This is a genomic window from Pseudodesulfovibrio sediminis (assembly GCF_020886695.1).
Taxonomy (GTDB): Bacteria; Desulfobacterota; Desulfovibrionia; order Desulfovibrionales; family Desulfovibrionaceae; genus Pseudodesulfovibrio; species Pseudodesulfovibrio sediminis.
In genome coordinates, this window is record NZ_AP024485.1 from 947,374 (window position 1) to 960,544 (window position 13,171).

Consider the following 13,171-nt stretch of genomic DNA (forward strand, 5'->3'; position numbering starts at 1 on the left):
CACCTCACATGAGTATCTATTCATTTGTAACTACATTACAAAGGAATCAATAAGCTGTCAAGTATTAAGGGGATTCGGGAAATAATATTATCATTGTGATATCATTCACAAAAACACTCAATAAATCAACCAAGATCTCTGAAAAAGGCGGTCTTTGAACAAGGCTCAACCCAGACCGAGTTGCTCCAAAGTCAACTGTTTCCGACCGGAATAGTCAAGTATTCCAGCTATAATCTCAGCATGTTCCAATCCGGCTGAGCGAACCTCGGCCACCAGTCCGGCAATTTTCTTTTCCTGTTCCAGATAGCTGAAAACAACCTCGCGCACGGTGCGCAATGCCACGAGCTTGTCTGCCCACCCCATGCCCTCCTGATAGAGCATCTTGGCAGAGACAAATGCCGCCAGCAAAGCCAGCTGGTGTCCCCTCGGGATATCGCTGATGATGCGATCCCGGTATTTCTCCGCAAAAACCGCCGGGCAGTATGCCAACAGCACCTCCGACAGCTCCGGGTCCGACGCAACGGTCTCGACCGAGGAATCCAGGACGCTGACAACCAGGTCGGCCAGACTGTTGATGGATGCCGAAAGTGCATATGAGAGTTCGGTGATGGTCTTAGTCCCTCCCGCCAGCTTATACTCTCGCATGAGCACCCGGGCTTCGGATCGCGCCCTGCTCCGGAGGATATCCAGAAGCTGCACGACATATTCATCCTTGATGGCGAGAAACTCCTCCTCATTCAGGATGAGACCGGCCAGAATTTCATATGAAGAACAGATGACACCGGTTTTATTGGCCGATGGACCGGGAACGACCAGAACGCCCGCCTTCTCAAGCTCTGCCCTGGCTTCTTTTGAGATGAATATATTCGCGCCTTCCACGAGCCCTCTTGAGGAAGGCGTTCCATCTTTTTGCAGGTACTCTTTCCAATTGGACATGTTGATGGTGTCCGGCCTGCCACCCGATGGAATAAACAGGTCGGCTACGGCTGTGTTGTGGAGCGTATTGCGGATATGGGTTCCATCCGGGTCGTCTGTCGAAACAACCAGCGCCCCCTCGCCTTTCAGTTTGGACTTATCAAAGTGGGCTGTTTTGAAATTGCCATCCATGAGCCGGACAAGCTCCTGATGGTCCATGCCATCAGGGTCGAAGACAGCGCCATGACCATCTGTCATGGCCACGATCCTGGCATTGTCTCCGTACTCGCGAATGAGAATGCGCATGACATTGGAGGCGACATCACCCGCCGGTCCTCCCGTTATCTTGACGGTAAAGGATTGGTCATGCGGATTGATCCCAAGCGTACGGAGCAACTCCTCGGCAAAGACAATGACGCCCTCGCTGGTCACGCCGTACTTCTTGTGCGCGATACCGGCTCCGGGCTTGGAACTCATGAACGCACTGGGCCACTTGTATCCACGCTTCTCAGCCCGATCCGCAATCCATTGGATATGATCAGGTGTAATGTTCTCATCCGGGCCAAGGAAGATGATTTCTTCACGATCAAGATAGTCGACAATACCGGGTTGGACAAAACCATCTGTCCCCTTTGGGACAACCAGCAGATCAAGGAAGGAGTCGACCATGGATTTGACGGCCAGATCAATATCGCCATCCGGGCCGAGCAGGATAACGGCTTTGGAGCCGCCCTCCGGGATATCCTTGTTCTTGAACTGCTGTGCGCTGGCCAGCTTGGTCACTTCATCGAACAGCCGATTGGACTCCATCTCGAATCCCTCCTGGCTCCAGGTACGCACGACCCGGACGCCGCCGCGCGCCGTATCCCTGTACCGAACCTGGAAGGCGAAACAATAGGGACCATGAAAGCAATAAATGCCGAAGGGGCGCTCTGCCCGGGGCATGGGCGCCAGGATGATCGGATCCAGCCGGAAGCTGAGCCCCAGTTTATGCTCCAAATAATAATTCGTCCGCAACGTGTAGCGAAAAAACTTGTAGATATACGTCATGATGTCGCGATGAATACCATTACTGACATTACGAATGGCATTGCGAACCAACCTGCGCCGCTCACTCATGACCGCCTCGCGGTCCCCTTCGAAGTACGGATTGAAGCGGACATCAAAATAGTCGAAAAGCAGATGGGTGACATCTCTATGCTTGAGAATGGCGTACACGATCCTGCTGGAAGTATAGGCATGCAAATCCTTTTTAATAAGGAACTGGTGAGCAAACTCCCCTGCCGCCTGCATGAGCATGACCTGCTCAAGTTCCCAGCCATCTTCATATGCCAGGGCTTCCAGCCCGTGAGGCGCAAACCACTTGGTCATTTCCAACTGCCGCTTTATACGCAGCCATTGTTCGCCCGTTTCTTCCAGATTGATACGTTTGGTATCAAGGTAAAAACTCATGACCCCGATGGACTTCTTTTCTCCACGCTCAAATTCGTCGGAATATGCTCGATCAACAGGGATGTTCTCTCTGGCAAAGACATTGACCACGCGCAAGAGGAGACCCTTTCGCGAAGGATTGACCATGGCGATGCTGACCCGGTCAAACCCGTCGTGGACATCCTTTTCAAGCAGGACCTGCACTCGTTCCTGATTTTCAACACAGCCGCAGGTCTTGAAGTGACGCACGACACGTCCCGGCTCGAACTTCTCCATATAATCTTCACTGACACTGCCAAGGAACTGCTCGAACTCTCCCATCTCGCCGGTGTCCACATCCATCTTTCCCGAGCGAACCATATCCAATACATCGGTAATGGACCGATCTTTGACCGAGCAGAGCGGCTGCGGGCCAAAGACAAAAGTATCAAGCCGCAAGGTGTCGTCGCGGCTGGAATAGATACGTGCTATCTGGATATCCTTGTCTTTGTACTCCTTGAGCACCCAAGCAAGGGTGTTCATGTCACCACCGGGAGTGATATGGGTCACCTGCGTTCCACAGGGACTATGCAGGGCCATGGTCTGCTTTTCCTCACGAACCAGCCCCGAAAGCAGGGCCATGACGTGTTTGATCTGTTCTTCCTCACCGTGCGTGCGGAAGTAGTACTCAGGCATATCGCTGTAAAACCAGGGGATCAGCTCCTTTGCGGAGAGTTGCAATCTGGCAACAACTTTTTCTTGAATATCAACAGGATTGACCATGACTTCATCGTTCATCATTCATCTCCCTAAAATATAACGAACATTTTGAACTATTCTGGTTGTGCATGTGCTTTGCGATCGAGTCAATCATATAACATAAAAAACAGCATCGCCCCAAAGCGTTATAAATATCTCACTTATTAATCTAATGCCGTGGACATATACCCTCTGGCGAGCTATATTGCATTCCGTAAGCATCTACCTTATTGGCATGAACCGGAGTTGGGAGATTATCCATGAGCAAAAGTGCAATCGATACTGGCATCCTGCTGGAAACAGGTACCAATGAACTTGAGATCCTCGAGTTCTATATCAATGAGATCCGCAAAGAAGGCGAAGAGCCCGTACCAAATCTGTTTGGTATCAACGTCGCCAAAGTCATGCAGGTCATAGAAACCCCGAATCTTGAGCCGCCGGAATCCGCTCCACATCCTTCCTTCATGGGAACCATTCCTTTACGCGATCTAATCCTGCCGGTCCTGGATCTCTCGGTCTGGCTTGATCTGGACATGCCCAAAACGGAACGCGATATCGTTATCGTCACTGAATTTTCAAAATCCGTCACAGGCTTCCTCGTATCTGGAGTGACGGAGATTCATCGTGTGGGCTGGGGAGAGGTCATTCCACCTTCCAACATCATTTCCAGTAATACGGACGCCATTGTCGGCCTCATCGACAAGGGAGACTACTTTGTCCAATTGCTCGATCTGGAAACGATCCTGACGCAATTTGAACCTGATGATGATCGGGAAGTGACCCGCTCCGACAAAAGATACAATGTGCTGGTGGCTGACGACTCCGCAACCATCCGCGCCATGGTCAAAGAAAATCTTATCGAATCCAATTTCAATCCCATCATCACCAACAATGGCGACGAAGCCATGCGGACCATTTTTGGATTGAAGGAAAAAGCCGAAGAAGAAGGCAAGGACATCACCGAGTATGTCAACATCGTGATATCCGACATCGAAATGCCGCTTATGGACGGCTTCAGTCTGACCAAACACATTAAAGATGATCCGGTCTTGCAAAAGTTGCCTGTTATACTATACTCATCCATCATTACGAAAGAGTTGAAGCACAAGGGCGACTCCGTAGGGGCAAACATACAAATCTCCAAGCCTGATCTGCACACAATCCCCCAAATTGCAATTGATCTTATAGAAGGTGGTGCCGGTTGATACAACGCGGCGATGAAGTACTCGAAATATTCATTGAAGAAACAGCCGACCGGCTCGACTCAATCGAGTCGGGCCTTTTGACTTTGGAAAAACGGACAGCGGATGGCACTGAAACAATCAACTCCATCTTTCGCGATGCCCACTCAGTCAAAGCGGGCTCCAACCTGCTCAAGCTGACACACATAGAAGAACTCTCCCACAAGCTGGAAAATGTTCTGGAGATGATTCGGCGCGACAAGTTGCCCGCAAGCGAACTCGTCATCACCGCGTGTCTCGAATCCATCGATAAATTGCGAGAGCTTATCGAGAACATCGAAAACAGCGAATCCATCTCGATTCGCTTGCACAAATACATGCTCCAAATTGCGGTGGACAAGACACTGGCCGAACAATAAATGCTTCATTCAAAAAAAAAAGAGCCGCGCCTTTTCAAGGCGCGGCTCTTTTTTTGTGTTGAATCAAACCTTAATTCTTCATGGCGTCCAACAAAATCTGCGCCTCGTTCATTTGGGAGAATGAGGTATTCTTGAAGACTTCACTTTCGATGGCCTGAAGAAATTCTTCATAATTCATGACCGTGAAATCCATCATGATCCCCTTGACCTTGAAATACATCTCCAGGAAAGCCATCAGCGGTTCATCCGTCAGATGTTTAACCATCTCCTGCCCACTGGCCAAAGAGGTGAACGGTTTATTCATGCCGCCAAGATAAAACATGTCCAAGCCTGATTCTCCATCAGTGACCACGCCCAGCAGATTGAACGTGTGGAGTTTGGAGACAAACTCCTCGGTCATGTTGGGAAATTCCATGATGTCCTTCTTGGGAAACATTCCGGCAAAAACCATCTGACCATCCTCTTCCGCCATGGTGTGCCTAAAAACGTGTTCGTCGCGATTTTTGCGAGCCGCTTTCACGGTCTCATACACATCACAGGCAAAGGCGAGCTTCAATTCTTGCAGTACTTTATCGTCCATTATCCTCTCCGGGATTAAATAATACCATGTAAAGGGCCACCCTTGGCACCAAGGGCGTCCACCTGTTTCTCAACCTCCGGATCAGGCTCCAGCGGAGGCGCGTGATATGTCTTGAGCCGAGCGTCGATAATGACGGACGTCTTCGCTCCCCAATGCTTGGCATTGGAAAACGCCCCAACACCGTACATGTCGGTGGCCGGATCAGAACGAGTGAAGGTCACCCACAGGAAATTATCCCAGTCACGGGCCGTGAATCGGGCGTCATCCGCCACCACAATCATCGGGAACTTTTCAAGCCCTTTGACTGTCTCCAGCGTGACACCCAATCGTTCGAGGGCGGCATCCTGCTGATCACGTTTCATGCGGTGCTTGTTTCCTTTCACTACCAATATGCCGGGGGCGAACACACGCGCATCACGAAACCCGCGCGGCAACTTCAACCCTGTAGGCACGGAAGTTCCCAACTCGCGTTTCACACTGCCGGCCGCCGCGAAAATCAGTTTGGACCCCTGATTGAGGCTGATACCGGAATAATCCAACGTATCAATGGTCGTTCGGGTAATGAAGTGAAGATCTCGTGTCAAATCGGCACGTTCCAGCATATGTTTGAAAAAGCCTGGAATATCATGACAGGAAGCTGCGCCCATATCTTCCTTTGCAGCAATGAACACATATTTCGACAGCGAGGTCTGTGTGTTGCCCAGCAGGCCCATGGCATTGGTCAGCAATTCCTGGGGCTGGCGATCCTTGGCATACGGGACGTACCGCTCACTCCCCACGGCCAGGAGCAGCGGATGCACCCCGGCTGCGTCCACCGCATGCACCTCGTGAACACCCGAGAACACAGACGGCACCAGATCGGCAGTCAGCTCATGAATGAACTCCCCGAACATGGTGTCTTCCTGAGGCGGGCGGCCCACCGTGGTGAACGGCCAGATGGCATCATCACGATGATAAACATGATCAACCTTGAGAACGGGAAAATCGTGGGCAAGGCTGTAATACCCGAGATGATCACCAAACGGTCCTTCGGGTTTTTCATGCGCTGAAAGCGTACCGCAAATGCAAAAATCAGCCTGAGCAGGGATGGGCAGTCCGCTCTCTCTCTGCACCATGGGTATACGATGTCCGGCCATGGCCCCAGCAAAAAACAACTCCGCCAACCCCTCAGGCAGCGGCATGACAGCGGCCATGGTCATGGCAGGCGGTCCACCGACAAAGACATTCACCTTCAGCGGCTCGCCCTTCTTGATGGCGCGGGCATGGTGATGCCCAATACCGCGATGGATTTGATAATGAAGACCGACTTCCTCATCGACAACATAGTCATTGCCGGAAAGCTGGACACGGTACATCCCCATGTTGGACCCGGAAACTCCAGGATTGAACGGGTCCTCCGTGTACACCTGTGGCAGGGTCACATACCCTCCGCCGTCCATCGGCCAGGAGACCAACTGGGGCAATCTGGATATCTTGGTCTCATTCTTCATGACCGGGCCATCGGAGACCTTTTTGGGCATTGTATGAAAAGCGGTTTTGGGCGCACCAAAGTACTTCCATGGACGCTTGAGCGCCTCCATGGGGCTAAGTTTGAGCTTCATCAATCGCTCCACCATCTTCACGGTGTCACGAAAAATAAAATGCATCCGCTCTCGTGTGCCATAGATATTGGCGGCCATGGGAAACCGGCATCCTCTTACATTGTTGAAGAGTAATGCCGGACCTCCGGCTTGAAAGACCCGGCGCTGAATAGCGCCGATCTCTATTCGCGCATCAACAGCCTTGTCGATGCGCACCAGTTCTCCTCTGGCCTCAAGTGCGTTCAGGCACTCAGTCGTATTCCTGTATCCCATTGTGATTCCCTTCTAGCTTGTGGCGTGACAATCTAGACGGATTAATCGGAAAAGTTAAGCGAAATTCAGTAAGCTTCGGAAACCAATGGCACACATGTCTCCTGCTATTGGGCAACCCGTGTGGGCTGCCAGACGCAATCGAATTCATGAGAGTTGATGGACTTGAAGAATGGATTCACATCCACCTCCAGCGGTTTCATCCTGCGCGATGCGAGGTTGCGACATGTATTGCAAAATTCAAGTGGGAAATTACAGACAAGACAATACGGTCTGTAATCATCACAAGTTGCAGAATTCCAGGGACGTTTGTGCCCAAGTATGCATTTCTTTTGATGAAACACACACTCTAGACAATCATTTGACATTGTTAACATTTCACGCATTTGCCACCTCCAAACAGGGCATAGTCTCAGTTTCAGAACTGAGCACACCAGACTTTTTTTTTGTATTATAATCTGGTTTTTTTCCGCACCTCCTCCTGTCTGCCCAAACAGCAGATGATTTGCGCCTGTTTTCGATAAAACAGGCGAGAATTACCATTTTCTTCTCCTTGCCATTTGACATGGTTCTGCTAACTTTTCGTGAAACAATGGATTTTCCGGAGGAACGTTATGCCACTCATGAACTGGGATGAGACCATGTCAGTCAAATCCACCGAACTGGATGCTCAACATCAGGAGCTCATCTCCCTTATCAATGATTCATACGAAGCCATTCAACGACATGATGAGCATAAGCTTCTGACACTGATCGAAAAGATGCGCGCCTATGCCAAGCACCATTTCGAGACTGAAGAACAGTATATGGAGCGATACGGTTATCCGGATTTGGAAAAGCACAAACGCCTGCACGCCAAATTCAATCGGGACGTAGACGAATTCCAAAAGAATCTGTTCAAGAAGACCAACCTTTCGCAGGTCTTCATTTTCCTGAGCCGCTGGCTGACCAACCACATCATGGAAGTCGACAAAGACTACGCACAGTGTCTGCCCGCTGAGGACACAGAAAAAAAGTGAATATGTGAGAGAGACTAAGGAAGAATATAAAAAGCCCTGCGCGAGGCAGGGCTTTTTATGGTGGGCTATGCAAGATTCGAACTTGCGACTTCTTGCTCCGGAGGCAAGCACTCTATCCAACTGAGCTAATAGCCCACGAGAAGGAAGTAGCTATACTTCACTATCTTCTTTGTCAAGGCTACAACAAATCTATTGAAATAAGAATCACAAAGACGCATGCCTCCATTTGCGGGGGATTCCACTTGCAAAAAAGTCTAAAAAAAGTCTATATACCATTCAATCAACTCGGATAGGGAAAGTATGAAAACAAGACGGATCATCTTGGCTGTCAGCGGGGCCAGCGGCAGTGTGTATGCCCATTCCCTGGTCAAAGCCCTCACCAATCGTGATGACGTGGAACTGCATGTCATCATCTCTCAGGCCGCCAGCAAGGTGCTGACCCTGGAGACAGATCTTTCCACAGAAGACCTGACGCGCGGGGCATCCGCATCCTATGAGCCTGACGACATCGCAGCGCCACCGGCAAGCGGATCATGGAGACATGACGGCATGATTATCTGTCCCTGTTCCATGGCGACCCTGTCCGCCGTTGCCACCGGATTCGGCCATACGCTGATCCACAGGGCCGCGGACGTTGCCCTGAAAGAGCGCAATCCGCTCATACTCGTCCCGCGCGAAACCCCCTACTCCGCCATCCATCTGCAAAACATGCTCACGGTCACTCAGGCCGGAGCTGTAGTTATACCGGCAAGCCCGGGCTTTTATCATCGCCCTGCAACCATCGAGGATCTGGCCGATCAACTGGCCGGAAAGATTCTTGATCAACTGGACATCCCCCACACCTTGTTCCATAGGTGGGGCGAATAGGAGGATTTCATGGAGATCACCTGGTTCGGTCACTCAAATTTCAGGCTCAAAGTAGCCAATGCGACCATGCTCATCGATCCTTTTTTTGTGGGCAATCCAACCTCGCCCACGACATATCAGGAAATCGAAGAGTGCAATCTTATTCTGGTCACCCACGACCACACAGACCACATCGGTCAGACATTGGAACTGGCTATCAAGCATGACGCCGAAGTGGTCGCCATCTTCGACGTCATTCAGGAACTAATTCACCTTGGCCTGCCTCAACATCTGGGCGTGGGAATGAACATCGGCGGCACGGTCAGCCGTCAGGGGGTGGACATCAAGATGGTTCAGGCCATGCACTCCACCGTCAATGGCGCCCCCGCAGGATTCATCATCACCGATCCCAACGGATACTGCATCTACAACTCGGGTGACACCGGGCTGTTCGGAGACATGGAACTGTTCGGACAATTTCACGACATTGATATCGCCATACTCCCCATCGGCGGCCACTTCACCATGGACGCCCAACAGGCAGCATACGCATGCAAACTCCTGGGATGCAAAAAAGTCATCCCGCAGCACTGGGGAACATTCGGTGTCTTGGCCAAAAGCACGGACTCTATGGCCGAACAGTTATCGCTGTTGGCACCGGACACGGAAATGGTAGAGCTGGAAATCGGTACGCCGGTGAAATTCTAAGCAGTCCGTGACGCCTTCAGCGCCTGCAATGCGTCGAAAATCTTTGCCGCCCGTTTCGCGCCGAGGGTCGGAAGGGCATTGATGGCCTGTTGATCGGCCTCGAGCATGACGTCCAGCGACTCAAAAGCGTCCCACAAGATACGGGCTGTTTTCGGCCCGATACCCGGGAGTGCGGTCAACTCGCTACTCAGCACCGCCTTCTTCCGCGCCCTTCGCTGACGGCCCAGCACAAACCGATGAGCCGTATCGCGCACCTTCTGCAGGAACAACAGCTCGGCACTCCCCGGTTTGACCGGCATGGGATTCTTCCGCCCCGGCCTGAAGATGAAATCTCCCAACTCTCCAGCCCGTCTGGACTCACCCTTGGCAATGGCCGCCAGCTCCCAACATCCGTCATCAAGGCATTCGGACAGGGCGTTTTCCACGGCAGACAATTGACCGCGCCCGCCATCAATAAGCACAAGATCAGGCCAAGGAGGCCCGGACTCCATGCGTCTCCTGGCCCAGGCAGCCAACGCAGCATAGTCATCACTGGTGTCCTCAAGCTCCGGAAAGGAGTACAAACGGGAAGCCTCCTTGTTTCGCCGCCCCTCTTCAAAGACAACCTGTCCCACACGCATGTTCGTGCCCCCCAGATGCGAGGCATCCACACATTCGATACGGGCTGGTTCCTCACGCAGCCGAAGGACTCGTTGCAACCGGGTCGTAATGGTATCCTTACGCTCCCGAGCCTGTCCGGCCACACTTTTGGCCAGACCAAGCAGCTTCTTTTCACGCGTATTTTGCGGTGAAGCGATCCGCACACTCTGTCCACCTCTATCAACAAGGACTTCAGTCAGCAGCGATTCCTCCGGTTCAAACGGAACAATGATCAATGAAGGAATGAAGCGTCCGGGGCCATAAAACTGAACGATAAAACTCTCCACAACTTCAACGCCCTCGTCCAACGTCAGGCCGGGCCAAAAAAACTGCTTTTCATCCAAAAGGCGGCCCTGGCGTATGAATAGCAGACCCAGACCAAGCCCCTGCTCGTTTTCGGCAAGGCCGATGACATCCCGATCCCGATTGTCATGAATGACCGCGACCTGCCCTTCAACGGTCTTTTGTACCGCCCGTATCTGATCCCGAAACTCTGCGGCCTGTTCAAAGGCCATCTCATTGGATGCCGCCTTCATCTTTCGACGCAGCGATTCGACCAATTCCCCGCTCCTGCCGGACAACAGCATTTCCACCCGATGAACCATATCATTATATAAGGTGGAATCCACATCCTTAACGCAAGGTGCCCAGCACTGATGAATATCATGGTACAAACAAGGGCGTACCCGATTTTTGAAGGTTGAATCCGTGCACTTGCGCAGAGGGAATACCTTACCCAGCAGCTTCCACACTGTCCGGGCCGCAGCCGCAGAGGTAAACGGCCCGAAATAGACAGACCCGTCACGGGCCGCTTTGCGCGTTATGTATAGTCGAGGGTATTCGGCCTGCTTGTCCAGTTTGAAGAGCACATACTGTTTATCGTCCTTGAGCACGATGTTGTATCGAGGCCGATGCTTTTTAATCAGCCCGGACTCCAACAGGAGGGCTTCTTTTTCTGTCGAGGTCAACAGGATGTCGATCTGCCGGATATGGCTGACCAGGGCCACGGTCTTGGGGGTGTGCCCAGCACTTCGCTGAAAATAGGAAGACAACCGCTTGCGCAGACTCTTCGCCTTGCCCACATAGAGGATATGCCCCTGTCCATTCTTCATCAAATAGACACCGGGAGACTCTGGATAACTGGAGGCCAAAAATTTGAACTTTTCACTCATGACAGTGTTGTATTTTCCCTACACGAATTTTGCTAAAGTCGACTATACTGGATTTTATTGAACAAATCACCTTTCTTAGATACACTCCTAAACACTTGTAAACATGAACTTTAATACCACTAAGACGATCTTGAAAGTACAATTTTTTGCACAGTATAAAAATTTTAACTTTTTTACTTTTTTTGCTCTCAACCCCTTGTCAAAGCCCGCAAGCTACGATACATCAGGGGCAGTTAAGGCGCTTACTTGGTCTTTAATTGCAAAGAAAGGAAGAATTATTATGAAACGTTTGACTCTGCTTGCAGTCGCCCTGGTCATGGTACTGGGTATGGCTGTATCCGCGTCCGCCGCTCCCGAGGTCACCATCTCGGGTAACGTGCTGGTTAACGCCATCTGGAAATCCAACTGGGATTTCACCAAGAACTCCTCTAACAAAGCCATGGAAATCCGCCAGCGTGCAGATCTCTACTTCACCGCCACTGCCAACGAGAACCTGAAAGCCGTCATCGGCCTGCGTTCCGTGAAAGGCACCTGGGGTCAAGGCGAATACGACAACGACACCGCTGGTTCCGGTACTAACTCTACCCTCAGCTTCCGTGACGTTTACATCGACTACAACTGGCCCGGAACTGAAGTCAACATCAAGACCGGTCTGTACAATGTCGCTCTGCCCACCGCTGTTGGCGGTGGCTCCCAGATCATGGCTGGCCGCGTTGGCGCCATGATGGTGTCCGCTCCCCTGACCGAGAACGTCTCTGTCCTGGGTGGTTACGCTCGCGTGACCGACAATGACACCGAGGCTCTCACTCAGGCTAGCAACGACATGGACTACCTGGATGCTTACATCCTGGCTCTGCCTGTCAGCCTGGAAGGTGTTTCCTTCTCCCCCTACGTTGCCTACGGTAACGGTGGCCAGAACTACAACGGTGGTACCGGCGACGAAATCAATGCATACTGGATTGGTTCCGACTTCACCATGAACATGTTTGATCCCTTCGTTCTGAAGGCTGACCTTGCTTATGGTAACATGGACGCTGAGACCGATGCTAGCGAAGCTAACGGTTGGTGGTTCGACGTTGCTCTGGACTACACCGGTTTTGATTTCGCTACCATGTCCGCCTACTTCGTCTACACCTCCGGTTCCGACGACGACACCAGCGATGGTGCTGAAGCTATGCCTGTTATCCAGTCTGACTGGGCTGTTGGCTCCTTCTTCTTCGGCGGTGGTGGTATCACCTCTGATGACATCAACGGTGGCGACACCCAACTGGGTTACTGGATCCTCGGCTTCTCTGCCACTGACATCCAGTCCTTCGCTGAAGGTCTGACTCACGACTTCCATGTCCTGTACGCTAAGGGTACCAACGACGACGCTCTTGCTGACAACACTATCACCCTCGGCGCTGGCCTGACCGACAAGGACTCCCTGTGGGAAGTTGACTTCAACACCATGTACCAGATCTACGACGAACTGACTCTGTACACCCAGATTGGTTACATCAACGCCGACTACGACGATGATACCTGGGCTGCAGACCTTCAGGACGACGCCTGGAAGTTCGCTACTGGTATGGTCTACCAGTTCTAAGACTACTTAGAACTAAGCTGAAAAGCTTATAAGCCAAGTAACGCCAGAGGGCCGGGGAGTGCAAACCCCGGCCCTCTTTTTTGTT

The 13,171-nt window shown here is 51.7% G+C and carries 10 protein-coding genes and 1 tRNA gene; 6 read left to right on the plus strand and 5 right to left on the minus strand.

All coding sequences use genetic code 11. The features are described from left to right. Positions 1-165 precede the first annotated feature (165 nt). Complete coding sequence (locus tag SRBAKS_RS04755) at positions 166-3,126, minus strand: NAD-glutamate dehydrogenase domain-containing protein (RefSeq protein WP_229594188.1); 2,961 nt, start codon at positions 3,124-3,126, stop codon at positions 166-168. Between the two features lie 218 nt (positions 3,127-3,344). Here SRBAKS_RS04755 and SRBAKS_RS04760 point away from each other — a divergent pair, with 218 nt between their 5' ends. Together SRBAKS_RS04760 and SRBAKS_RS04765 are read left to right on the plus strand one after the other, a co-directional pair. Continuing rightward, complete coding sequence (locus SRBAKS_RS04760) at positions 3,345-4,289, plus strand: chemotaxis protein (protein WP_229594190.1); 945 nt, start codon at positions 3,345-3,347, stop codon at positions 4,287-4,289. Further along, positions 4,286-4,684: an Hpt domain-containing protein gene (locus SRBAKS_RS04765; protein ID WP_347339450.1), complete on the plus strand. Its 399-nt coding sequence runs from the start codon at positions 4,286-4,288 to the stop codon at positions 4,682-4,684. The genes SRBAKS_RS04760 and SRBAKS_RS04765 overlap by 4 nt, the downstream gene beginning before the upstream one ends. Before the next feature lie 70 nt (positions 4,685-4,754). On the opposite strand, the gene SRBAKS_RS04770 is transcribed toward SRBAKS_RS04765, so the two are convergent. After that, positions 4,755-5,264 carry a hypothetical protein gene (locus SRBAKS_RS04770; protein WP_229594192.1) on the minus strand — a complete coding sequence of 170 codons (510 nt, stop codon included), beginning with the start codon at positions 5,262-5,264 and terminating at the stop codon, positions 4,755-4,757. Between the two features lie 14 nt (positions 5,265-5,278). Then, positions 5,279-7,117: a UbiD family decarboxylase gene (locus SRBAKS_RS04775; RefSeq protein WP_229594194.1), complete on the minus strand. Its 1,839-nt coding sequence runs from the start codon at positions 7,115-7,117 to the stop codon at positions 5,279-5,281. 611 nt (positions 7,118-7,728) lie between these two features. On the opposite strand from SRBAKS_RS04775, the gene SRBAKS_RS04780 reads away from it, so the two are divergent. Continuing rightward, positions 7,729-8,133, plus strand: coding sequence for a bacteriohemerythrin (locus SRBAKS_RS04780; protein ID WP_229594196.1), 405 nt, complete (start codon positions 7,729-7,731; stop codon positions 8,131-8,133). Positions 8,134-8,191: 58 nt separating this feature from the next. On the opposite strand, the gene SRBAKS_RS04785 is transcribed toward SRBAKS_RS04780, so the two are convergent. After that, a tRNA-Arg gene (locus SRBAKS_RS04785) sits at positions 8,192-8,268 on the minus strand. A 165-nt stretch (positions 8,269-8,433) separates the two neighbouring features. Between SRBAKS_RS04785 and SRBAKS_RS04790 the strand changes: the two genes are divergently transcribed. Both SRBAKS_RS04790 and SRBAKS_RS04795 read left to right on the plus strand, forming a co-directional pair. Then, the gene (locus tag SRBAKS_RS04790) at positions 8,434-9,000 is read left to right on the plus strand and encodes a UbiX family flavin prenyltransferase (RefSeq protein ID WP_229594198.1); all 567 of its coding nucleotides are present in this window, start codon (positions 8,434-8,436) and stop codon (positions 8,998-9,000) included. 9 nt (positions 9,001-9,009) lie between these two features. Further along, on the plus strand, positions 9,010-9,687 hold the full coding sequence (locus tag SRBAKS_RS04795) for a metal-dependent hydrolase (protein ID WP_229594200.1): 678 nt from the start codon (positions 9,010-9,012) through the stop codon (positions 9,685-9,687). Here SRBAKS_RS04795 and uvrC read toward each other — a convergent pair. Continuing rightward, positions 9,684-11,498: an excinuclease ABC subunit UvrC gene (gene uvrC / locus SRBAKS_RS04800; protein WP_229594201.1), complete on the minus strand. Its 1,815-nt coding sequence runs from the start codon at positions 11,496-11,498 to the stop codon at positions 9,684-9,686. The two genes, SRBAKS_RS04795 and uvrC, sit on opposite strands and share 4 nt — an antisense overlap. A 280-nt stretch (positions 11,499-11,778) precedes the next feature. On the opposite strand from uvrC, the gene SRBAKS_RS04805 reads away from it, so the two are divergent. Further along, entirely contained in the window at positions 11,779-13,086 is a 1,308-nt protein-coding gene (locus SRBAKS_RS04805; RefSeq protein WP_229594202.1) for an outer membrane homotrimeric porin, read from the plus strand. Positions 13,087-13,171 lie beyond the last annotated feature (85 nt).

Bases quoted from the DNA above. Each gene is read 5' to 3' on its own strand.
- SRBAKS_RS04790 (WP_229594198.1), top strand. From the start codon at position 8,434: ATGAAAACAAGACGGATCATCTTGGCTGTCAGCGGGGCCAGCGGCAGT.
- SRBAKS_RS04775 (WP_229594194.1), bottom strand. From the start codon at position 7,117: ATGGGATACAGGAATACGACTGAGTGCCTGAACGCACTTGAGGCCAGA.
- SRBAKS_RS04755 (WP_229594188.1), bottom strand. From the start codon at position 3,126: ATGATGAACGATGAAGTCATGGTCAATCCTGTTGATATTCAAGAAAAA.
- SRBAKS_RS04760 (WP_229594190.1), top strand. From the start codon at position 3,345: ATGAGCAAAAGTGCAATCGATACTGGCATCCTGCTGGAAACAGGTACC.
- SRBAKS_RS04770 (WP_229594192.1), bottom strand. From the start codon at position 5,264: ATGGACGATAAAGTACTGCAAGAATTGAAGCTCGCCTTTGCCTGTGAT.
- SRBAKS_RS04805 (WP_229594202.1), top strand. From the start codon at position 11,779: ATGAAACGTTTGACTCTGCTTGCAGTCGCCCTGGTCATGGTACTGGGT.
- SRBAKS_RS04795 (WP_229594200.1), top strand. From the start codon at position 9,010: ATGGAGATCACCTGGTTCGGTCACTCAAATTTCAGGCTCAAAGTAGCC.
- uvrC (WP_229594201.1), bottom strand. From the start codon at position 11,498: ATGAGTGAAAAGTTCAAATTTTTGGCCTCCAGTTATCCAGAGTCTCCC.
- SRBAKS_RS04780 (WP_229594196.1), top strand. From the start codon at position 7,729: ATGCCACTCATGAACTGGGATGAGACCATGTCAGTCAAATCCACCGAA.